We start from the raw sequence: 22,085 nt of genomic DNA on the forward strand, positions 1-22,085 counted from the left end.
ACCGCCACGAGGGCCCCACCCCGTTCCCGGGGGGTGGGGCCCTCGTCCCGTTCTCCACGGTCGGGGCTAGCCTTCCGGGGAACCCTCTCCGCCCCTCCCCGACGAGGTCGTATGCGCAACCCCTCCACCGATCGCTCCGGGCCGCAGGCCGTCCTGGCGCTCGTCGCCCTGTTCATGGTCGCCGCCTCCCTCCGTCCCGCGTTGACCGGCGTGGGCGCGGTCCTGGAACAGATCGGGGACACCACCGGTCTGTCCTCCTCGGCCCTGGGCCTGCTCGGAGCACTGCCACTGCTCGGTTTCGCGATCGTCTCCCCCCTGGTCCACGGTCCGGCGAACCGGTGGGGCGTGGACCGGCTGGTGCTGGTCGCGTTGGTGGTGTTGTGCGCGGGGATCGCCGTCCGTTCGCTGCCGCCGATGCCGGCCCTGTGGATCGGCACCGCGATGATCGGTGTCTCCGTGGCCGTGGGCAACGTGCTCGTTCCGGTCATCATCCGACGCGACCGGCCCACCCACATCCCCCTGCTCACCGGGGTCAGCACGGCGGTGATGAACTCCTCCGCGGCACTGGCCGCGGGGCTGGCCTTCCCGCTGTCCCTGGTCCTGGGCGGGTGGCGCCCGGCCCTGGCGCTGTGGGCGGGTCTGGTCGCGGTGGCGGCCCTGGTCTGGGCGACACGGATGTACCGCTTCCCCACCCCGGCGATGCCCGTCCCCACCCCCGTGTCGGGGCGGCCGGCGCCCGCTCCCGAACCCGAGGCGTCGGTATGGCGTTCGGCGAAGGCCTGGCAGGTCACGCTGTTCATGGGGTTGCAGTCGACGAGCTTCTTCACCCTCATCAACTGGCTGCCCACCGTGGAGGCCTCGCGTGGGGTCGCCCCCGCCACCGCCGGCTGGCACCTGTTCGGTTTCCAGATCGCGGGGATCCTCGCCGGTCTGGCCGTCACGGCGGTGATGGGGCGTCGGGCCGAACAGACCCCCGCCTGCCTGGCCGTGAGCGTGCCCATGGTCGTCGCCATGGCCGGCCTGCTGTGGCTGCCCCAGTGGAGCCTGGTGTGGATCCTGATGGCCGGTGGGAGCACGGGCGGCGCCATCGTGGTGTCCCTCGCCCTGATCGCTCTACGCGGAGGCACCCACCTGCGCACCGTCCGACTCTCCGGGATGGCGCAGTCCATCGGCTACCTGCTGGCCGCCGGCGGCCCGGTGGCGGCCGGCGCCCTCGGACAGGCCACCGACCGGTGGGAGACCGTACTGCTGCTGGTGGGAGCGGTGGGTCTGGCCCAGACGACGGTCTCCCTGGCCGCCGGGCGCCCCAAGTGAACCGAGCGTCCCGGACATGAGGAGGGGCGCCCCGCCCGCGTCCGCCGGACGGAGGCGGAGACGGGCGGAGCGCCCCTGGGGTCCCGGGCGGTGTCGGTGTGGAGGGGGACACCGCCCGGGGCGGGCCGCCCGTCTCTCTCTTCCGGGCGGCCCTGGCTCGTGGAGGCTAGAGGGAGACCCCCAGCGCCCAGCTCATCAGGCCGTACATCGCGAACATGATCATGATCAGCGCGGTCAGGTTGAACCACAGACCCGCGCGGAGCATCTCGGTGATCTTGACGTAGCCCGAGCCGAAGGCGATGGCGTTCGGCGGAGTGGCGACCGGGAGCATGAAGGACATCGAGGCGGCCAGGACCGCCGGGATGACCAGGGCCAGGACGTCGACGTCCATACCGACCGCGACACCGCCCATGATCGGCAGGAAGGTGGCGGCGGTGGCCGTGTTGCTGGTGAGCTCGGTCAGGCAGAGCACCAGAACGGTGACGGCCAGGATGAGCACCCACATCGGAACGCCTTCGAGGACGGCGACGCGGGTACCGATCCAGGTGCTCAGACCGCTGGAGGTGAACTGGCCGGAGATCGCGATACCGCCGCCGAACAGCAGCAGGATGCCCCAGGGCAGCTTCAGCGCGGAGTCCCAGTCGAGCAGACGGTTCTTCCGGTCCACCGGGATGATGAACAACAGGGCCGCGACGATCATGGCGACCATGGCGTCGGAGACACTGCCGATCCACGGGAAGACCGAGGCGAAGGCGTCGTTCTTGGCCAGCATCGGGGCCGCGATCCAGGAGAAGGCGGCGAAGCCGAAGACCAGCAGCACGAGCTTCTCGGCGCGCTTCATCGGGCCCATCTTCGAGAGCTCCTCGGCGATGAGCTCCTGGGCGCCCTCGATGCGCTTGACCTTGGGCGGGTAGATGAGCTTGGCCAACAGGACCCAGGCGATGACCAGGAAGATGATCGCCAGCGGCACGCCCGCGAGCATCCACTCGCCGAAGCCGATGTGGATGTCGTGGTTCTCGGCCAGGTAGCCCACCATCAGGACGTTGGGCGGGGTACTGATCAGGGTGGAGACCGAGCCGATGGACGCGGAGTAGGCGATCGCCAGCATCAGGGCGGTCGCGAAGTTCGCGTCGGTCCTGCCGTCGCGCAGCTGGGTGACCAGACCGATGACGGAGAGGCCGACCGGCAGCATCATCACGGCGACGGCGGTGTTGGACACCCACATACCGATGACGAAGGTGGCGGCCATGAAGCCACCGATGAGACCGACCGTGTTCGAACCGACCTTGGAGACGATCAGCAGCGCGATACGACGGTGCAGGTCCCACTTCTGCATCGCCAGGGCCAGCATGAAGCCGCCCATGAACAGGAAGATGACGTCGGAACCGTAGGACGCGGAGACGTCCGGGACCGCCACACCGTCGATGAGCAGCGGGAAGAGCACCAGCGGCAACAGGGAGGTCGCCGGGATCGGGATGGGCTCGGTGGCCCACCAGATCGCGATCCACGCGGTGACCGCCGCGACGATCGACCCGTTGACGGACATGACCGTCTCGGTCTCGCCGTCACCGAGCGGCAGCGGCATCTCCGGCATGACCAGGTAGATCAGCAGACCGATGAGCGGTCCAGCGACGAAACCGATCACCCGTGAACGATTGGTCCGTTCCCCGGGCGTGCCCTTCTCCTTCTCGGGCTCTGTGCCCGCTTCCCTCGTTTCGGTGTTCGTCGCCATGGCGGGTCCTCCTGATCGTCGTCTGATCTCGATCGGTGTGGGTCGAAAAGGGCCGCCCGTCTCTCTCTTCCGGGCGGCCCTGGCTCGTGTCGGCTACAGGGAGATCCCCAGAGCCCAGGTCATCAGGCCGTACATCGTGCCGAGGACCAGGAAGAGCGCGACCAGGTTCAGCCACAGGCCGCCCTTGATCATCTCGCCGATCTTGACGTAGCCCGAGCCGAAGGCGATCGCGTTGGGCGGCGTCGCCACCGGGAGCATGAAGGCCATCGTGGCGGCGAGCGCGACCGGCACCACCAGGGCGAGGACGTCCATGTCCATGCCCATCGCGACGCCGCCCATGATCGGCAGGAAGGTCGCGGCGGTGGCCGTGTTGCTGGTGAGCTCCGTGAGGAAGAGGACCAGCGCGGTGACGGCGAGGATCAGGACCCAGGTGGGCACCCCGGACAGGAAGGCGACCTGGCCGCCGACCCAGGCGCTCAGCCCGGACTGGGTGAACTGGGCGGAGATCGCCAGACCGCCGCCGAAGAGCAGCAGGATGCCCCAGGGCAGCTTGACCGCGGTGTCCCAGTCCATGAGCTGGGTCTTACGGTCCACCGGAATGAGGAACAGCAGGACCGCGACGGTCATGGCGATGCCGGCGTCGCTGACACCGCCCAGCCACGGGGCGACCGAGGCGACGGCCTCGATGTCGGCGATCATCGGGACGAAGATCCAGGACAGGGCGGCGAAGGCGAAGACGCCCAGGACCAGCTTCTCGCCACGGGACATGGCGCCCATCTTGTCCAGCTCTTCGCGGATGAGCGTCTGCGCGCCCTCGACCTTCTTCACCGACGGCGGGAAGAGACGGGTCAGCACGAACCACGCGATGAGCATGAAGACGGCGGCCAGCGGCACACCGGCCATCATCCACTGGCCGAAGCCGATGCTGATGTCGTGGTTGTCGGCCAGGTAACCGACCATCAGGACGTTGGGCGGGGTACCGATCAGGGTCGCGACCGAGCCGATCGACGAGGAGTAGGCGATACCCAGCATGAGCGCGGTCGCGAAGTTCGCGTCCGTACGGCCGCCCCGGAACTGGGCGATCAGCGCGATGACGGAGAGGCCGACCGGCAGCATCATCACGGCGGTGGCGGTGTTGGACACCCACATGGTGATGAACCCGGTGGCGATCATGAAGCCACCGATGAGACCGACCGTGTTCGAGCCGACCTTGGAGACGATCGTCAGGGCGATGCGCTTGTGGAGGTTCCACTTCTGCATGGCCAGGGCCAGCATGAAGCCGCCCATGAACAGGAAGATCGTGTCCGATCCGTAGGAGGAGGCCACGTCGCCGATGGCCGCGCCCTCCACCATGAGCGGGAACAGCACCAGCGGCATCAGCGAGGTCACCGGGATCGGGATCGCCTCGGTGGCCCACCAGATCGCGATCCACGCGGTGATCGCCGCGACGACGCTGCCGTTCGCCGACAGGACCGGGTCCCCGCCGTCATCGCCGATCGGCAGCAGGATGTCCGGCATCGCGAAGTAGATCGCGAGACCGAGCAGCGGGCCGAGAACGAGTCCGACCAGGCGGGTCCTGTTCATGCCCGTGGAGGACTGCTCCTCCTGTGTGTTCGACGATGCTGCCGGAGCATCGGCACCCTGCTGGGTGGCCATGGATCTTCCTCCTGGTGGGCCGGGGGTCGCGCCCTTAGCCGGAGCCGTCATGGGGCAAGCGGGTTGCCGCGTGGTTTCCTCCGGGTGACTTCCATTGATCGACCACATGGTGTTCATCCCACGGCAATGTGCGCAACGCCACTGGGGGAGAGTTGGGATTCCTCTGACATAGGGCGACCGTCGGTGTAGAGGAGGGGACGCAGGGTGAGGCATGGGCCACAACATCCACTCGTCCGGCTGTCTAAGCTGCGAGTATGCGATCGACCGGACCGAGTAGACGGGCCGCCCTCCTGGGCGCGGCCGGAGCCTTCGTCGTCGGCTCCCTGAGCGGTTGCGCGCGCGACCCCGCCCCCGGGGTGGACCGACTCGTGATCGCCACCGGCCCGCCGGGGGCCGTCTACCGAGAGATCGGCGGGGTGCTCGCGAGTCTTCTCGACGAGCGCCTGCCCGACCAAGAGGTGGTCACCGTGGAGACCGGCGCCTCCCACGACAACCTGATCCTCTTGGACCGCGGGGACGCCGACCTCGGTCTGGCCAACCTCGACTCGATCCTGGACACCGACATCGCCGTCGAGGGATCACGGGTCAGCGCCGTCGGACGGCTCTACGACAGCTTCGTGCACCTGGTCGTCACCGCCGACTCGCCCATACGCTCGCTCGGGGACATCGAGGGGGCGCGCGTGTCCATGGGGACGGTCAACTCCGGAACCGAGTTCACCGCCGGCCAGATCCTCGACGTCCTCGACGTGCGCCCCGAGGAGCTCCGACTCGACCAGGCCGACTCCGCCGCCGCCCTGGCCTCGGGGGAGATCGACGCGATGTTCTCCCTGACCGGGCTGCCCACACCCGCCATCGCCGACCTGGCCGAGGAACGGCCCCTGCGGTTGGTCGACCTGTCCGACGCCGCCCACAGCATGGCCAGCACCTACCCCGAGGCCTACTTCCCCGCGACCATCCCGGCCACCACCTACACCGGGATCCCCGCCTGCCCCACCATGTCCATCCCCAACCTGTTGCTCTGCCGCGAGGAACTGCCCGACGAACTCGTTCGACGGATCACCGCCGCGATGTACACGGGGGCGGGCCGCCTCGCCGAACAGCGCCCCGAGGCCGCCCAGATCAACGTCCGCACCGGTATCTCCACCGGCATCGTGCCGCTGCACCCGGGCGCCGAACAGTGGTACCGGGAGAACAAGCCGGCCTGAACGCGCCCGATCACGAGAGCGAGGGCGGATCGGCCGGGGGCAGGGTGATGACCACCCCGAAGCCGCGTCTGCCCTCGTCGGCCAGACCGTCCCCGAGGGTGAGACGACCGCCCGCCTCACGGACCAGATCGGCGACGATCGCCAGGCCGAGGCCCGTCCCCTCGGTGTTCTGGTGCCGGGACGAACGCCAGAAACGGTCCAGGGCGGCCTCCCTCTCCTCCTCCGTCAGCCCCGTCCCGTTGTCGAGCACACCGATCCGCACCTCCTCACCGTCCTCGGCGCGGACCTCGATGCGGGTCCCGCCGGACAGCCGCAGGGCGTTGCTGAACAACTCGTCCAGGATGCTGCCCAGCCCGCCCGCCGGGGCCAGCGCCCACACCAGGTCCGGCAGGTCCGTGGTCACCTCGATCCCCCGGGCCTCCCCCAGCGCCCGCCATCGGGCCTCCCGGGTCTCCACCACCCCGGTGACCTCGACCGCCTCGGTCCCGGTGACGCTCTCCAGCCGGGTGGCGGCCAGCAGCGAGTTCAGCATCCGGTGCATCATCGTGGTCTCGTCGATCGCCACCTCGTGCGCCTCTCGCGCCTCCGCCCCCTTGAGGTAGGGGCCCAGGTTCTCCACGGCCAGACGCAGGCTCGCCAGCGGGTTGCGCAGCTGGTGGGAGGCCTCCGAGACGAACGAGCGCTGCCGATCGAGGGCTCGCCGCACCACGTCCACCATCGTGTTGAAGGACTCCGTGAGCCGACGCAGCTCCGGAGGCCCTCGCTCGGCGTCCACCCGCACGTCGAGATCGCCCGAGGCGACCGCCGTGGTCGCCTCGTCCAGCCGCCGGATCGGCTGGAGCACCCACCGCGACAGCGGCATCGACGCCGAGACCAGCAACGTCAACGGCACCAGACTGATCAGAGCCATCCACCCCCAGGAGGTGAGGATCCGCGCGCCCAGCCGATCGGTGGGGGCCACCAGCACCACCGCCCCGGCCACCTCGCTGTCCCGGCCGATCGGCTCGGTGATGATCAGCGGATCGGTGTTCCACGGCCACACGGTGGTCGGCGGCTCGGGACGCTCACCGGCCAGGGCCGCGGTGACCCCACCGGTCGCGGTGGCGATCTCCAGCACCGTCTCCATTCGTGCCCGGTCGCCCGACCCCGTCACGACGGTGCCGTCGGGCGCCACAACCACGGCGGGGATCCCGTACAGCTCCTCGTACCGGGACATCTCCTGGACCAGGGCGTTGCGCCGTTCGCTCTCCAGCGCGGTCCGGGCCAACGCCGCGAACCGGCCCGCGTCCGCGAGCCGATCGACGTAGACCTCCTGGGTCTGCTGCTGGGCGATGACCGCCCCCAGGGGGGCCAGCACCGCGCCGACCATCACGAACGCCACCGGCAGCAGGATCGCCAACAGACGCCGGAGCACGTCAGACCCCGTCGAGCATGTAGCCGACCCCGCGCACCGTACGGATGCGCACGGCGTCGCCGACCTTGCCGCGCAGGGAGGCGATGTGGGTGTCCAGGGTCCGGGAGGAGGCCTCCCAGGCCGCACCCCACACCTGGTCGAGGATCTGGTCCCGGGCCACCACCCCGGGGGAACGCGAGACCAGGAGCCGGAGCAGGTCGAACTCCTTACGGGTCAGCTGCAGGACGCGATCCCCCACCCGGGCCTCACGCGAGGCGACGTCGACGACGAGGTCGCCCACGCCGAGCGGCGGATCCTTCGGCTCGGGTTCGGCACGCGCGTTCCTGGTCCTGCGCAGCACCGCCTCGATCCGCGCCAACAGCTCGGCCACCCCGAAGGGTTTGACCACGTAGTCGTCGGCTCCGGCGCGCAATCCGCGCACCCGGTCCCGTTCCTCGCTCCGAGCGGTCACGGCGATGATCGCCGTCTGCGGACGCTCCCGCAGCCGGCGCAGCAGGTCGATCCCGTCGGCGTCGGGCAACCCGAGATCCAACAGGACCACGTCGGCGGCGGGCGCCGAGAGAGCCCGCTCCGCGGTCGCCACCCGCTGGACTTCGAAGGAGGCCGACCGCAGCGCGGTCACCAGACCACGGGCCACACGATCGTCGTCCTCCACCACGAGAATGCGCATGGCTAGACATAGTAGGCACAGTTCAGAGCCCCCGCCCCGCCCACACCCCCGTCGTCCCGAGTCCCCGCCCGAACCGCCCTCGCCCGGACCGCTCTCTCGGGGGACCGCCGGGCGTGTGTTCCGATGGAAACGAGGGCGGCCGCCCACCCGGTCCGTGGACGGCCGCCGTTCGACGAGAAGGTCAGGAGACGGGCACCGTCTCCCGCGTACGCCTGCGGTTCCAGGGCAGAACGGTGTCGAGGGCGTAGCGACCCCCGGAGAAGCCCAACGCCAGGGAGACGACGCCCAGCACCAGGAGCAGCTCATAGCCGCCGAGCAGGGGGTCGCCGACGTGGGCGAAGTAGTAGGCGTTGCCCATCATGGCGGCGAGGAGCACACCCGCGAAGGGGAGGAGGAGACCGATCATGAGCGCGGCACCCGCGCCCACCTCGATGGCCACGGCCAGCGCGGCCGAGAAGCCGGGGAAGGGAACGCCCATGGCGTCGAAGCCCGCGGTGGTCCCCGCGAAGTCCGTGGTCTTGGCCATTCCGTGGGCGATGAAGACGGCTCCGACGCAGACCCTGGCCAGCAGGGCGGTCAGGTCACCGATCCTGTTCCTGAGTGTCGGTTCGTTCATGATGGGTTCCTGTTCTGTAGCGGGATGGCCCCGGCATCGTGGCCGGTGTCGAACAGCAACACTTGAGCTCACAACCTTTTGCCGGGAAGTCAGATGCTAATACGCATCCGCCCGAACACCTAGAGTGCGTGCGGATAAGTTGAGAACGCCACACGAACGCCCAGGTCGGAACGGTCGACGGAATCGGGTTCAGTCGGTGGCCCGAGGATCTTCCGGGTCCGGGTACCGGGGCTCCTCCCCCTGAGGGTCGAGCGCGCCCAGCATCGACTCCGAGATCTCACGGAGCTGGTCCACCTGCTCATGGGTGAGCGTGTCGAAGACCAGCCGCCGCACCTCCCGCACGTGACCGAAGGCCGCCTCCTCCAAGGCCTTCATGCCGGAGTCCGTGATCTCGACGATCGTCGTACGCCGGTCTCCCGGACGCTTGAAGCGACGGATCATCCCGTCCGTCTCCAAACGCGCCGCGGCGTGGGACAGACGGCTCGGCGAGGAGCGCAGCAGGCGCGCCAGCCGGGTCATCGTCAGCTCCCGCTCCGGGGCCTCGGAGAGCATCGCCAGGATCTGGTAATAGGCGTGCGGCATCCCGGCGTCATGTCTGAGCTGCCGATCCAGAGCACCGTCCAGTAGATGGACGGCCATGAGGAAGGTCCGCCAGGTCCGCTGCTCGTCACCGTCGAGCCACCGTGTCTCGATCATCGGACCCACGCCCTCCCACAGAATACTTGAGCGTTCAATTGTTTTCGCGCTTCCGATCGCCGACTCCTCAAGCCCGGGCGACCACCCAGAAGGCACACCCGTGGCAGGACTCGAACCCACCACGAACCGAGACACGAACCCGGTCGACCGCCCACTCGGTCGTCACCGGCCCACCTCGGCGCGGACGATCCTCGCCCTCTCCGCGCACACGAGGACGCTCCTCCCGCCCTCGACCACGCCGCGGCTCCCACCCCGCCGCCCCACGCTCACCGGGGGTCTCCGCAACGCTACTACGACGTAATGTCCCCTATCCCGGGCGTTCCGGAACCCTCCGACACACCCGAAGATCCCGGCACCATGCCAGGTGGGAGGCTCCGACCGGGACACCCGGTCGGCTGAAACGAGCCCCGTAAGACCGTTTCGTCCGTTACCGATCCAGTGTTCTCTCTGATTTCACCGCCGATCCGCGCCGTTCACCCCTTACAGCGCGCCTCGCCGCCATAGAGTTCCGGCACGCGGAGAGACACGGAGCTCCGACGCCACGGCCGCGTCCTCACTCGCGGCACGGAGCCGCACCCTCGTGTCCTCCAGGACCACGAGGAGGCTCCCATGGCCTATTACCGCATCCGACTCAACGACGGCACCTCCCACACCCTCCAGGCGGCACGTATGCGCACGGACGCGCGCAGCCTCTACCTGGAGGAACCCGTCGCGGGAGACTGGCGCGAGGTGTTCAGCAACCCGATCATCGACATCGACGCGATCCAGCGCCGCTTCACCGAGAACGACGGGAGCCAGACCTGGCTCCCCGAGTACCTGCCCGCCCCCGTCGGCGGAGTCCGCGCCTGGTGAACCCACCACCCGCGGTCGGTCCCCCGCGGAGGCGGTGAACACTCCGGGCGTCGTCTCGGAAAGCGCGAACGCCCGTTGAGAGGTGCTCCGCTCAGAGCAGGGCGCGGGCGAGGGAGCGGGCGCGAGGGGCCAGTCGGGCGTGGGTCGCGTCGTCGCGCTCGGCACGGACGACCCGCGCGCAGGCGATCAGGTGCGCGATCCTCCCCTGATCGCCTTCGAGAAGGTCGCGGAAGACCGTGCGGACCCGGGCCGCCGTCCGAGGCTGGGTGAGCGCGTAGACGTGCAGGGTGGCGGCGTCCAGCCCCCGAGGGGCCACGCCCCAGTCGTTCCAATCGACCAGACCCAGCGGATCGGTCACGTTGGCCCAGTGCAGCCCTCCGTGGGCGCTCTCCCAGACCTGGACCGTCAGATCGACCCCGCGCGCCTCCGGCAGCGCCTCGGGGATCGCGAGGATCTCCTCCCGGGTGACGCTGCGATGACCGGAGGGACTGGGAACCCGGCTCAGCCGGTCCAGACAACCGCGCAACCCCCGCCACCACCGGGCCCCGAGTTCGACCGGCCGTTCCAGGGTCCGGGTCGGTGAGACGGGACGGCCGCCGAGACGTTCGGTGAGCAGGGCGTGGAAGGGGCTTCCCGCGACCGACGTGTAGTCGACCAACAGCCTCGGATGCGGGATCTCGTCGCCGATCAGATCGTCCAGGACCCAGGCGCTCATCCAGCGTTCGAAGTCCGGTTCCGGGGCGGTGACCACTCGCAACCAGGCCGGCTCCCCCTCCGCGGTGACCACGGGCCCGCTGAGCGTGTGTCCGGAGAGCCCTCGGTGCAGTCGCGCGCCGCGTGCGGGGGTGACGTCCAACTCGCCCAGGGCCTCGTACCAGGCACCGGTGAGCCGGGTGATCGCGGTGGTGTCCACTCCCCTATCCTGCCCCGGAGTCCGTGTGGGAAGGGCCGTTTTCGGTCAACTCGTCGCGGAGGCCACGAACCGGGTCGCCGGGCCCGCACACGCGAAGGGGCGCCGCGATGCCGTGGCACCGCGACGCCCCTCACGTCGTTCCGATCCGGGCCCGTGGGCCGGGGATCCGGTCGTTACAGGTCCTCACCGTGGACGGAGCCCGGGGTGCCGTAGGTGGTGGTCTGCGGCGTCTCGGTCACGCTGCCCTCCATCCACTCGTCCCAGGACTTCTGCCAGTAACCCCAGCCGTTGTCCCACTCGAACTCGCGGTCGGTGCCGGTGGTGTCGAGGATGTCGCCCATCAGGGTGTTGTCGAAGAACCAGCGGGCGTCGTCCATGCGCAGGTTGGTGCACCCGTTGGAGGTGTTGGCCGAACCGATGTTGCCGTTGTAGGAGGCCTCGTGGACGAACTCACCGCTGTTGGAGGTACGGACCGCGTACTGCACGTCCACCAGATAGGAGCCCGGGGCGTCGGAGGGGATGCCCACGGTGCTGGAGTCCATGGTCAGCTGCTCATAGCGCTCCATGAGGACGTGCGTGCCGGTCGTGGTGGTGTCGAATCGACGGTTGGCCGCGCCGTTGCTCACCTCGATGGTGCGCTCGTGCTCACCGTCGATCTCGACGACCATCTCGTGGTCGGGCACGTGCATGGTCGCGATGAGCTCACGGCCGATCTCGAAGTTGATCTGGTAGTTGCGCACGCCGTAGACGCCGTCGGAGGCCTCGACGCCCGCCAGGTTCAGGTCGACGGAGACCTGCTGGTAGGGGTCCCAGTACTCCTCGGGGCGGAAGACCGCCATCTGGTCGGTGACCCAGTTCCAGGCGCCGGAGATCTCCTGCTCGGCGACCACGTTCATGGAGTTCTCGACCTGGGCCTTGTTGGCGACCGGCAGGTCGAAGTTGATGACGATGGGCATCCCGACGCCGACGGTGTCACCGGAGCTCGGGAAGTTGGAGACCAGTTCGAGGCTCTGGCCGGGGGTCGCGGCCAGGGTGGTGAACTCGGCGGCGAACTCGTCCTCCTCGCCGGCCTCGTTCTCGCCGGTGGCGGTGACCACGATCTCGGCGCCGGGCCGCAGGTTCCAGTCACTGACCCACTCGGTGCCGTCCTCGTTGAGGGTGCCGGTCATCTCGTACAGATCGGCGTCCTCGGAGTCCTCACCCTCCTCGTCCGGCACGACCTGGTCGATCTTGACGTCGGTGATGGTGCCGTTCTCGGCGTTGACCCGAACGGGGGTGTTGGGCGCGATCTCCTCGCCGCCTTCGCCGGGGGTGATGCTCAGCTCGACCGGATCGGCCGTGCTGTCGGTGGTCCCCTGCGTCTCAGCGTCATTGGACGTACAGGCGGTCGCGGCGAGCGCGAGCGCTACAAGTCCGATACCGAACCGGCGCGTCATCGCCGACTGGGTCATGCCCGTCACGTCTGAACCTCCATAGCTGAGAACTCGAACCCGGCCCACGCCCTGCTTAGATGCACGAGTTCGGAAAAGGTTCTGGAAACTCGCGTATCGGTCTGGTGCGGTTATCGGATGGTGTCCGCCCACCTTGCCCGGAACCGCCGAGAATACAGCCAGGGGGTACATGGCCGGTCCGTCGGGGGGTGAGGTTCCGGCCACCCGAAAGCCGCTCTTCTTGCCCTTCCATGATGCCCCGCATAGAATCTTGTTCGTTCGCTCAGGTTTCTGGGGGCGAAAAGTTGTTCACTTGACCAGGTTTCTCTGAGGCAACCGAACGAGAAGGAGCACGGATATGCCGTGGATGTGGCTGGCAGGGGCGATCGTCCTTGAGGTGCTCGCCACCACCTCGCTGAAGCTCTCCGAGGGGTTCACCCGTCTGGTGCCGTCGATCATCGTGGCCCTCGGATACATCGGCGCCTTCTACGCCCTGGCCCAGGCCCTCGATAGAGGTATGCCGCTCGGGGTCGCGTACGGGACGTGGGCCGCGATCGGCATCGCCCTCGTCGCCATCATCGGAACCGTCGCCTTCGGTGAATCGCTCACCTGGGTCCAGATCGGCGGCATCGCCCTCGTCCTCGCCGGGGTCATGGCCCTGGAGTTGGGAGGACAGCACTGAGACCCACGACCTTCCGGCAGGATGGGATGCCGTGAACACCGCATATACCTCCGATGATCCGGAGAACATCAGCGACGGCCGGCTGCGCAAGGGAGAACAGCGACGTCGGCTCCTGGTGAACGCCACCATGGACGTCATCACGAACGAGGGCGTCACGGCGGTCAGCCAGCGTCGGGTGGCCGCCGAGGCCGGGGTGCCGCCGAGCACCGTCACCTACTACTACGCGACCATCGACGACCTCCTCGTCGACGCCCTCACCCGGGTCAACAACGCCTACGTGGCGGTGGTGGAGGGTCTGCCCGAGGACCCCGACGAGGCCCTGCGCGGCTTCGCGACGCTCATCGCCGAGGGCGTCGGCCCCGACCGGGCCCACGCGCTCGCCGAGATGGAGCTCTTCCTCCTCGCCGCCAGACGGCCCGCCCTCGGCGAGCAGGTCGACTGCTGGTACGACGCCGTCGACGCCTTCTTCGCGCTCTACCTGCCCGATCCGGCCGCCCGTGCCGGGGTGATCGCGGCCTCCGACGGTTATCTCCTCCGTTGCTGTGTCATGGAGCCCCCGCCCTCCGCCGATGAGGTGTACCGGGCGCTGCGTCGCCTGATCGACCGGGAACGCGACGCCGGGACGACCCCGGCCTCACCCTCCGCGCCGGTCTGATCGGCGCCGGGCCCCCTCCGCGCCGTCCTGGACCATGTCCACCAGCAGACGCAGCACGAACATCGCCGTGGTCGCCAACAGGACCCAGGCCAGCAGGTTGAGCGCCTGAGTGTGCGTGGCCAGCTCCTCCCAACGCACCCCCGGACGCTCCGTCACGTTGAACAGCCCCACCGACATGAACCCGGTGACCACGGCCAACACGGTCATGACCGCCCGCCGCACCACCGAGCGCAGCAGTCTCCGGTCCTCCGGATGGGCGAACATCCTCGCCTGCACGGTGAACCGGCCCTTGTGCAGTTGATCGGTGATCCGGTCCAAGCGGCGCGGCAGTCGGCGCAGCGTCGGCATCAGCGCCAGCAGTTCGCCGACGGCGGCCTCTCTCAGGTTGTCGGTGCCCAACCGCTCCGACATGTGCGCTCCGGCGTACCGTTTGGCCTCGGAGACGGTGTCGAAGCCCGGCGCCAGGAACACCAGGGTCCCCTCCAGGGTGGCCAGGGCGCGGAACACCCCCGCCAGTTCGGACGGCAGGACCAGACCGAACCGGGCGACCAACAGCAGCAGCTCGGTGAACATGCGCATGCTGGTCGTGGTCCCGCTGTGCAGGTACCGCGCCATGAACTGCCCGAGCGACCGGCGCAACCGCTCGGCGTCGATCTCCCCCGGGTCGTCCACCACGTCCAGAAGGGTGTCGGTGAGCAGTACGGCGTCGCCCCGGTCGATGGCCAGGAGCATCATCTGGAGCGCCTCGCGGGTCTGGGCGTCCAGCCGCCCGACCGAGCCGTGGTCGAGCAGCCCCACCCCGCCGTCGTCGAGCAGCAGGATGTTGCCCGGGTGCGGGTCGGCGTGGAAGATCCCGCTGGCGAGGATCTGCTCCAAGAGGCAGTCCAGGAGCGCCCGGGCCACCTCCTCGCCCTGTTCCTCCGGCAGTTCGACCCCGTCGATCTGGCGTCCGTGCAGCCGTTCCATCACCAGGACCCGTCGGCTGGTGTAGGCCTCGTACACCTGGGGGATCCGCACCGGGGAGTCGGCCGCCGCTTCGGCGACCGCGGCGATGTTGGCGGCCTCCACCTCGAAGTCGAGTTCCTCCAGAAGCGCCTCACCGAACCCCTCGGCGAGGTCGCGCACCCCGATCGCCGGTCCCCAGTCGGTGTGCTCGTCGACGCGTTTGGCGAGTCTGCGGATGATGTCGAGGTCGCGTCGGACCACCGGGCCGATCCCCGGCCGCTGGACCTTGACCACCACCTCCTCTCCCGTGCGCAATCGTGCGGCGTGGGCCTGGGCGATGGAGGCCGCGGCGAGGGGTTCGGGGTCGAACTCGGCGAACACCTCGTCGATGTCCCGGCCCAGTTCCAGTTCCACGCAGTCGCGGATCCGCTCGTAGGGGACCCGGGCGGCCTCGCTGTGCAGCCGCCCCAGCTCCTCGATGAACACGGCGGGCAGCAGCTCTCTGCGGGTGGCCAGCACCTGCCCGAGCTTGACGAACACCACCCCGGCCTCCTCCATGGACCGGGCCAGGGAGCGGGCCGACCTGCGCTGGGCCGAGGTGTCCTCCATCCCTTCCCTGCGGCCGATGACGTAGCCGCCGAGGCCGTGCCGGACCAGGATCCACACGATCCTCCGGTAGCGGCCCAGGCGACCGAACAGGTCGGTGGCCTCCCGGACCATGGCGACCGGCCGGACCCGGGTCCCCCGCGGCAGCAGCAGTTCCAGGGCGACGAAGGCCAGCATCGAACCGACGGCCATGCCGAAGAGCATGAGCGCCAGAGAGCCCGGCTGTTCCATGTCCATCGGGTGGTCGCCGGTGAGCACGTCCAGGGACCCGTAGTAGGCCAGGATCGCCCCAACGGCCCCGACCGGGGCCCCGAACAGCGCTCCCAACGCCAGCCGGGGCAGGTTGAACGGCACGTTCATGAGCCTGCTGGCGATCTTGCCCAGCCCGAACAGGACGAGGACCAGCACGGCCAGGGAGACGACCTGTTCGATGATCATGCCGAAGACCGAGGCGACGGTCAGTGGTTCCATGACGCCTTTCCTACTGACGAGGATCGAGAAGGGGGAGGCGGGACGACGGGAGGGGTCGCGTCGGGGTCCCAACAGTGCCGGCTTCTCCGGCGGGACGGTACCCCGCGTTCTCAGCCTGTGGACAAGTGGCACACGAAGGGCCCGCCGGTTCGACCGACGGGCCCTCACCTCGATGTTCGTCCGTTAACAGGCGGCTTCCCAGGAGCATTCCAGGTCTCCGCCGACCGTCGCGGGGACGTCCTGCCGGAGGGTGGCCGCCCGTGCCCCGTCATGGCCCAGGTACTCGGCCAGGCGCACGACGATCGCGTCCTGGACGTGGAGGGGCGCCGACCCGGCGTGACCGTTGTTGACCACGCTGAAGTACAGCTCGCCGCCGTCCGGCCCTTGGACGTAGCCGGACAGGGCGCTCACCCCGCTCATGGTGCCGGTCTTGCCCTGGGCGACCCCTTCGGCCGGCGTGCCGCGCATCCGCGAGGCCAGGGTCCCGCCCACGAACGGGTCCTCGTCCCCGGCCACCGGCAGGGAGTGGTGCCAGACCTCGTACCACGGAGCGTCCTGGACGCGGTCGAGCAGGTCGACCACGGTCCCCGCGGTGACGCGGTCGGTCCTGGACAGCCCCGAACCGTCGTTGAGCACGAGGCCGGAGGTGTCGACGCCGATCCCGCGCAGCGCCTCGTCCATCCCGGCCAGCCCGGCCGCCCACGTGCCCTCGTCGGCGGTGTGGCGACCGATGCTCTTGATCAGCATCTCCGTGTGGCCGTTGTTGCTGAACTTCATCAGGGGGACGAGCACCTCTTCCAGCGGCATGGAGGTGTGCTCGGCGACCACGCCGGGGTCGTCCCACTCGGCGGGGACCTCGCCTTGGGCGATCTCCCCTTCGACCGTGACGCCGTTCTCCTCCAGCGCGCGGGCGAACACGTGGCCGGCCATGCCCGCCGGTTCGTCCACGGTGCGCAGCGCCACCGAGGGGGCGGCGTCGGCCGGCAGGGTCCCGGTCACCGTGATGGTGTTGGTGCCCACCGGGCGGTCGATCGAGAGGGTGTTCCCACCGCCGGCCGGTCCCGTGACCGCCCGGTTGTCGACCTCCACGTACCCTTCGGCGGCGCCGGGGGCCACCTCGACGGGCTCTCCCTCACCTCCGGCGGTGACGGTCACCTCGGTCACCCCGGTGTCGTAGCGGTCGCCGTGGGCCACGGTGAGCGCGGAGATCTGGGCCGAGTACGCGTACGGCTCGTCCTCGGGCCACCAGTCGTCCACGAGCCGCTCGTCGTCGAACCAGGTGTCGTCCGCGTACAGGTCGCCCACGGAGGTGACCCCGGAGGCCGCGACCTCGGCGGCCATGGAGTCGAGGTCGTCGGCGCTCAGCGTCGGGTCGCCGCCGCCGACCAGGTACAGCTCGGGGACGTTCGGGCCCTGTTCCTCCGCCACGACCTCGGTCTCGAAGGTGTGGTCGGGGCCGAGCACGTCCAGGGCCGCGGCGGTGGCGAAGAGCTTCATGTTGGAGGCGGGCAGCAGGGAGGCGTCGGTGTCACGCGAGTACAGCACCTCGCCGCTGTCCGCGTCGGTGACGACGACGCCGGAGGTCGCCCCCTCCAGTGCGGGGTCCTCCAGGATCGCGTCGATGTCGGAGCGCAGTTCGTCCACGAGCTCGTTCGTGGCGTGCTCCGTCGCCATCGCCGGGGCGGCGGAGGCGATCACGGAGAGGGGGATCAAAGGGACGGTCACCAGTGAGGCGGTCAGCCATCCGACGTCGCGTCGTCTGGCCCGCCGATGGGGGTTGGCCGGTGCCACGGGGTTCTCCTTCACAGGAAACCGATCAAAGAACAGGAGCCGGGTCGAAACTAGCCGAACCGGACCCCTCATACCAGAGCATTCCCATTACCCAGCGTGTCGCAACATGTACTATTTGTTGTTATTTCTGTGGAACGTAAAGCTCAACGGGCCGGTGCCCGGAGAAGGATCTCTCCGGGCACCGGCCCGTTCTCATGGACGGTTCGCCACCGGACGAACCGGTGGCGAGGCGGGTCAGATCAACTCCACCGCCTGGGAGTAGTGGCAGGCGTCCTGGTGCCCGGTCCCCCGATCCCGCAGCTCCGGAGGCTCCTCCACGCACTTGGTGCGCTCCGCCTCGGACAACTCTCCGGCGAACTTCGGACAGCGCGTCCGGAAGCGACAGCCCGAGGGGGGATCGGCGGGGCTGGGGATGTCACCGGTGACGATGATCCGCTCCCGGGTCCGCTCCTTGACCGGGTCGGGCAGCGGGATCGCCGAGATCAGCGCCTGGGTGTACGGGTGCGCCGGAGCGCTGAACAGCTGCTCCGTCGTGGCCGTCTCCACGATCCCGCCGAGATACATCACGGCGACCCGGTCGGCGATGTGCTTGACCACCGACAGGTCGTGCGAGACGAACAGGTAGGACAGCCCCAGTTCGTCCTGAAGGTCCTCCAGCAGGTTGATCACACCCGCCTGAATGGACACGTCCAAGGCCGAGACCGGCTCGTCCAGGACCAGGACCTTCGGGTTGAGCGACAGGGCGCGGGCCACGCCGATGCGCTGCCGCTGACCGCCGGAGAACTCGTGCGGATAGCGGGAGCCGTGCTCGGGGTTGAGCCCCACCAGCTCGAGCAGCTCCTTGACCCGCCTCCCGGCGTCCTGACGCCCGCTCCCGTGGATGCGCATCGGCTCGGCGATGATGTCCGTGACCGTCATACGCGGGTCCAGCGAGGCGAACGGGTCCTGGAAGACCAATTGGAGGTCCTTGCGCAGCGGACGCATCCGCCGATCGGACAACCCCTGGATGGGCCTCCCCCGGTAGCTCACCTCACCCGAGGTGAGCCGGATGAGGTTGAGGAGCAGCCGGGCCGTCGTGGACTTGCCGCACCCCGACTCGCCGACCAGCGCGAGGGTCTCCCGCTCGCGCAGATCCAGGGAGACGCCCGAGACGGCCTGCACCGCTCCGACCTTGCGTCGCAACAACCCCTTGGAACGGATCGGGAAGTGCTTGACCAGGTGGTCCGCGCGGAGCAGGATCTCGGGTTCGGCGGAGGTGTCGGCGGTCTCCGCCGCCCCGTCCTCGTCGAGGTAACCGTCACGGGCCTCCGAGACCAGGGCCTCGGCCCGTTCCACCTCGGCCACGGACTCGGCCCCCTCGGTGTCCACCGAGGTGACCTTGAACAGGTCGGTGGCGTCGACCTCGATCAGTTCCTCGCTGAAGTGGCAGGCCGCCGAGTGGAGATCGACCTCCCCTTCTCCGGCGGGACGCCTCTCCTCCCCCTCCTCGACGAGGAGCAACCGCGGCTCCTCCTCGTGGCACCGGTCCCTCGCCATCGGGCAGCGCGGGGCGAACCCGCACCCCGAGGGCAGATCCCGCAGCGAGGGCGGGGCGCCGAGGATGGGGGTGAGCCGGTCGCCCCGATCTCCGTCCAGACGCGGCAGCGAGCCGAGCAGGCCCAGGGCGTAGGGCATGCGCGGCCGGTAGAAGACCTCCTCCACCGACCCCATCTCCATGATGCGACCCGCGTACATCACGCCCACCCGGTCGACCTGGCCGGCCACCACGCCGAGGTCGTGGGTGATGAGCACCAGGGCGGCCCCGGTCTCCCGACGGGCCCGCTGGAGGGCGTCCAGGACCTGTGCCTGGACGGTCACGTCGAGCGCCGTCGTGGGTTCGTCCGCGATGATCACGTCCGGGTCGTTGGCCATCGCGATCGCGATCACCACGCGCTGGCGCATACCGCCGGACAGCTCGTGCGGGTACTGCTTGAGCCGCTGCTCCGGCGAGGGGATGCCCACGATCTCCAGAAGCTCCAGCGCTCGTGCCAGAGCCTCCTTCCTACTCACCTTGCGGTGTGCGTGCACCGCCTCGGCGATCTGGTATCCGACCGTGTAGACGGGGTTGAGCGAGGTCAGCGGGTCCTGGAAGATCATCGCGATCCTCTGCCCCCGGACCTCGCTGATCCGCTTGTCGTCGAGCCCGATGATCTCTCGGCCCAAGAGCCGGGCGGACCCCTCCACCTTGGCGTTCCTGGGCAGCAGACCCATGATCGCCATGGATGTCACGGACTTGCCCGACCCCGACTCCCCCACGATGCCCAGGGCCTCGCCCCGGCGCACCTTGTAGGAGACCTGTCGGACCGCGGGCAGCGGGCCGTCGTCGGAGGGGAAGGTGACGCTGAGGTCGCTGACCTCCAGCACCACGTCGTCGGTGTCCGCCACGGCGGTGTGTCCCTTGTTCTCGTACTCAGTCGTCATCGCCGCACCCTGGTCTGTCGGGGGTCGAGGGCGTCCCGGAGGCCGTCACCGATGAAGTTGATCGTCAGACAGATCAGCACCAGCAGCACGCCCGGCGGATAGAACAGCCATGGACGCGTGGACACCGCCGTGCGCGCGCTGCCGATCATCTGGCCGAGGGAGATGTCCGGCAGCTGGATGCCCAGCCCGAGGAAGGACATGCCCGCCTCCGCGAGGATGGCCACCGCCACCAGAAGGGTGGCCGCGACGATGATCGGTCCGGCCGCGTTGGGCAGCAGGTGGCGGAGGATGATCCACGGCGCCGAGGCCCCCGACGCGCGGGCCGCCTCCACGAACTCCTGTTCCCTCAGCGACAGGACCACGCCGCGCACCACTCGGGCGATGGTGGCCCATGAGAAGATCGAGATGATCAGCGCGATCGCGGACCAGGAGGTCCCGGCCCCGCTGTTGCCCGCGATCGCCGCGGCGGCCACGAGCAGCGGGACGATCAGGAAGATGTCCACGACGCGCATCATGAACGCGTCCACCCGGCCGCCGTAGTATCCGGCGGTGGCGCCCCACACGGAGCCGAAGGCCGTGGACAGCAGCGAGACGGTGAAGGCGACCTTCAACGTCTGCTGGGCACCACGCATCAGCTGGCCGAGGACGTCGTGTCCGGCGGCCGAGGTGCCCAACGGGTGGGTCCCGGAGGGCGGCTGGTTACTCGGGATCTCCTTGTAGACCGTGTGGTCCCAGGTCCAGAGGAAGGGCCCGAGGAACGCGAACAGGGCGATGATCCCCAGGAGCACCAGGCTGATCATCGCGGGCCGGTGTCGGCTGAACCGGATCAGGATGGTCTGGAGCTGGGTCTGGTCGGCGCTGCTCTTCTTCCGCTTCTTCGCCGGGTCACGGCGCGCGCTCTTCGACATGCCGTTCTCACTCATAGCGAATCCTCGGGTCCAGCACGGCGTACAACAGGTCGGCCACCAGGTTGGCCAGGATGACGATGGTGCCGCTGAGCAGCAACCACCCCATCAGCGCGAAGGAGTCGTTGTTGTCCACCGCGGTGATGAAGAAGTCACCCAGACCGCGCCACTGGAAGACCACCTCGGTGAGGATGGCGCCGTCGATGACGCCCGCGACACCGATGGCCACCACGGTGGTCAGCGGGATGAGCGCCGTGCGCAGCGCGTGACGCCGGATGACCGTGTGGTTGCGCAGCCCCTTGGCCCGGGCCAGACGCACGTAGTCGCTGTTCATCACCTCCAGCATCGAGGTGCGCTGGTAGCGACTCCACGAGGCGAAGCTGATCAGCATGAGCACGATGGTGGGCAGCGCCATGTGCGCGAAGGCGTTCAGGAACTGGTCCCACAGCGGCGCGCCCTCGGCTCTGAACCGCCCGTCACCGATGGTGGCGAAGATCTGGTCGCCCACCAGCTGGTTGAACTTGACGCCGGCCGCCTGCATGATGCCCGCGAACCAGAAGGTCGGCAGGGCCAGGGCGAGGAAGCCGACGAAGGTGAGGGTGTAGTCGAGTTTCGAGTACTGGCGCAGCGCGCTGATCACACCGGTGATGATCGCGAGGCCGAGCGCGAAGACCATGGCCGCGCCCACCAGGCGCAGGGTGGTCCACAGGCGTTCCGCGATGGCGGCGCCGATGTCGTAGTGGGGGCCCTGGGTGGAGGGGCCGAACTCCCCCTGGAGCAGGCCGATGTCGCCGTTTCCACCGATTCCGGTCACCCACAGCCAGTACCGCTCCGGCATGGAGCGGTCGAGGTAGAGCCGCTCCTCCGCCTGTTGCAGTACTTCCTCTGTGGGCGGTGGCTGGGCCATCCGGATGTCGGCGAGCGGGTCACCGGAGACGTCGATCATCACGAAGGTGAGGATGGATGCGAGGACCAGGACGGGAAGAGCGCCCAGGACGCGCCGCATCGTGTAAACGAGCATGGGAGTGATCCTTCAGGGGTGGACGAGGACCGGCCCGGCCCCGGGAGGGTG

General features: G+C 69.2%; 18 protein-coding genes. 5 read left to right on the forward strand and 13 right to left on the reverse strand.

Annotated elements, in window-relative coordinates:
• Positions 1-111: 111 nt before the first annotated feature.
• Positions 112-1,314 (forward strand): MFS transporter, encoded by a 1,203-nt coding sequence (locus TR33_RS08015; protein ID WP_042282445.1) that lies wholly within the window; start codon positions 112-114, stop codon positions 1,312-1,314.
• A gap of 166 nt (positions 1,315-1,480) precedes the next feature.
• Here TR33_RS08015 and TR33_RS08020 read toward each other — a convergent pair whose 3' ends face one another.
• Positions 1,481-3,046: an SLC13 family permease gene (locus TR33_RS08020; RefSeq protein WP_042282447.1), complete on the reverse strand. Its 1,566-nt coding sequence runs from the start codon at positions 3,044-3,046 to the stop codon at positions 1,481-1,483.
• A 93-nt stretch (positions 3,047-3,139) separates the two neighbouring features.
• Positions 3,140-4,702, reverse strand: a complete 1,563-nt coding sequence (locus tag TR33_RS08025; RefSeq protein ID WP_042282449.1) for an SLC13 family permease — start codon at positions 4,700-4,702, stop codon at positions 3,140-3,142.
• Positions 4,703-4,956: 254 nt separating this feature from the next.
• Between TR33_RS08025 and TR33_RS08030 the strand changes: the two genes are divergently transcribed.
• Positions 4,957-5,907, forward strand: coding sequence for a TAXI family TRAP transporter solute-binding subunit (locus TR33_RS08030; protein ID WP_042282451.1), 951 nt, complete (start codon positions 4,957-4,959; stop codon positions 5,905-5,907).
• A 10-nt stretch (positions 5,908-5,917) separates the two neighbouring features.
• Here the strand turns inward: TR33_RS08030 and TR33_RS08035 are convergent, their stop codons facing one another.
• The 4 genes from TR33_RS08035 to TR33_RS08050 form a co-directional block, all read right to left on the reverse strand.
• Entirely contained in the window at positions 5,918-7,321 is a 1,404-nt protein-coding gene (locus TR33_RS08035) for a sensor histidine kinase (RefSeq protein ID WP_042282452.1), read from the reverse strand.
• 1 nt (position 7,322) lies between these two features.
• Positions 7,323-7,991 (reverse strand): response regulator transcription factor, encoded by a 669-nt coding sequence (locus TR33_RS08040; RefSeq protein ID WP_042282455.1) that lies wholly within the window; start codon positions 7,989-7,991, stop codon positions 7,323-7,325.
• A 181-nt stretch (positions 7,992-8,172) separates the two neighbouring features.
• Positions 8,173-8,607, reverse strand: coding sequence for a DoxX family protein (locus tag TR33_RS08045; RefSeq protein WP_042282456.1), 435 nt, complete (start codon positions 8,605-8,607; stop codon positions 8,173-8,175).
• 189 nt (positions 8,608-8,796) lie between these two features.
• Positions 8,797-9,303: a MarR family winged helix-turn-helix transcriptional regulator gene (locus TR33_RS08050; protein WP_042282457.1), complete on the reverse strand. Its 507-nt coding sequence runs from the start codon at positions 9,301-9,303 to the stop codon at positions 8,797-8,799.
• A gap of 609 nt (positions 9,304-9,912) precedes the next feature.
• Between TR33_RS08050 and TR33_RS08055 the strand changes: the two genes are divergently transcribed.
• Entirely contained in the window at positions 9,913-10,155 is a 243-nt protein-coding gene (locus TR33_RS08055) for a hypothetical protein (RefSeq protein ID WP_014913016.1), read from the forward strand.
• Positions 10,156-10,246: 91 nt separating this feature from the next.
• Here the strand turns inward: TR33_RS08055 and TR33_RS08060 are convergent, their stop codons facing one another.
• Complete coding sequence (locus TR33_RS08060) at positions 10,247-11,068, reverse strand: hypothetical protein (RefSeq protein WP_042282458.1); 822 nt, start codon at positions 11,066-11,068, stop codon at positions 10,247-10,249.
• A 173-nt stretch (positions 11,069-11,241) separates the two neighbouring features.
• The gene (locus tag TR33_RS08065) at positions 11,242-12,528 is read right to left on the reverse strand and encodes a L,D-transpeptidase (protein ID WP_014911396.1); all 1,287 of its coding nucleotides are present in this window, start codon (positions 12,526-12,528) and stop codon (positions 11,242-11,244) included.
• Between the two features lie 328 nt (positions 12,529-12,856).
• On the opposite strand from TR33_RS08065, the gene TR33_RS08070 reads away from it, so the two are divergent.
• Both TR33_RS08070 and TR33_RS08075 read left to right on the forward strand, forming a co-directional pair.
• The gene (locus TR33_RS08070) at positions 12,857-13,180 is read left to right on the forward strand and encodes a DMT family transporter (RefSeq protein WP_017534454.1); all 324 of its coding nucleotides are present in this window, start codon (positions 12,857-12,859) and stop codon (positions 13,178-13,180) included.
• A gap of 31 nt (positions 13,181-13,211) precedes the next feature.
• The gene (locus tag TR33_RS08075) at positions 13,212-13,835 is read left to right on the forward strand and encodes a TetR/AcrR family transcriptional regulator (RefSeq protein WP_014912109.1); all 624 of its coding nucleotides are present in this window, start codon (positions 13,212-13,214) and stop codon (positions 13,833-13,835) included.
• Here the strand turns inward: TR33_RS08075 and TR33_RS08080 are convergent.
• The 5 genes from TR33_RS08080 to TR33_RS08100 all read right to left on the reverse strand — a co-directional run bounded on the left by TR33_RS08080 (position 13,815) and on the right by TR33_RS08100 (position 22,034).
• Positions 13,815-15,857, reverse strand: coding sequence for an ABC1 kinase family protein (locus TR33_RS08080; protein WP_108914129.1), 2,043 nt, complete (start codon positions 15,855-15,857; stop codon positions 13,815-13,817). The genes TR33_RS08075 and TR33_RS08080 overlap by 21 nt on opposite strands.
• A gap of 183 nt (positions 15,858-16,040) precedes the next feature.
• A complete protein-coding gene (gene dacB / locus TR33_RS08085) occupies positions 16,041-17,648 on the reverse strand; it encodes a D-alanyl-D-alanine carboxypeptidase/D-alanyl-D-alanine endopeptidase (protein ID WP_042282461.1) in 1,608 nt (535 codons plus the stop codon).
• A gap of 234 nt (positions 17,649-17,882) precedes the next feature.
• A complete protein-coding gene (locus TR33_RS08090; protein ID WP_017534451.1) occupies positions 17,883-20,108 on the reverse strand; it encodes an ABC transporter ATP-binding protein in 2,226 nt (741 codons plus the stop codon).
• Positions 20,105-21,031 carry an ABC transporter permease gene (locus tag TR33_RS08095; protein WP_014911617.1) on the reverse strand — a complete coding sequence of 309 codons (927 nt, stop codon included), beginning with the start codon at positions 21,029-21,031 and terminating at the stop codon, positions 20,105-20,107. The genes TR33_RS08090 and TR33_RS08095 overlap by 4 nt, the downstream gene beginning before the upstream one ends.
• Entirely contained in the window at positions 21,024-22,034 is a 1,011-nt protein-coding gene (locus TR33_RS08100; RefSeq protein ID WP_014911460.1) for an ABC transporter permease, read from the reverse strand. The genes TR33_RS08095 and TR33_RS08100 overlap by 8 nt, the downstream gene beginning before the upstream one ends.
• Positions 22,035-22,085: the final 51 nt, after the last annotated feature.

The sequence above is a fragment of the Nocardiopsis alba genome, from assembly GCF_000710955.1.
In the GTDB taxonomy this organism is placed as follows: domain Bacteria; phylum Actinomycetota; class Actinomycetes; order Streptosporangiales; family Streptosporangiaceae; genus Nocardiopsis; species Nocardiopsis alba.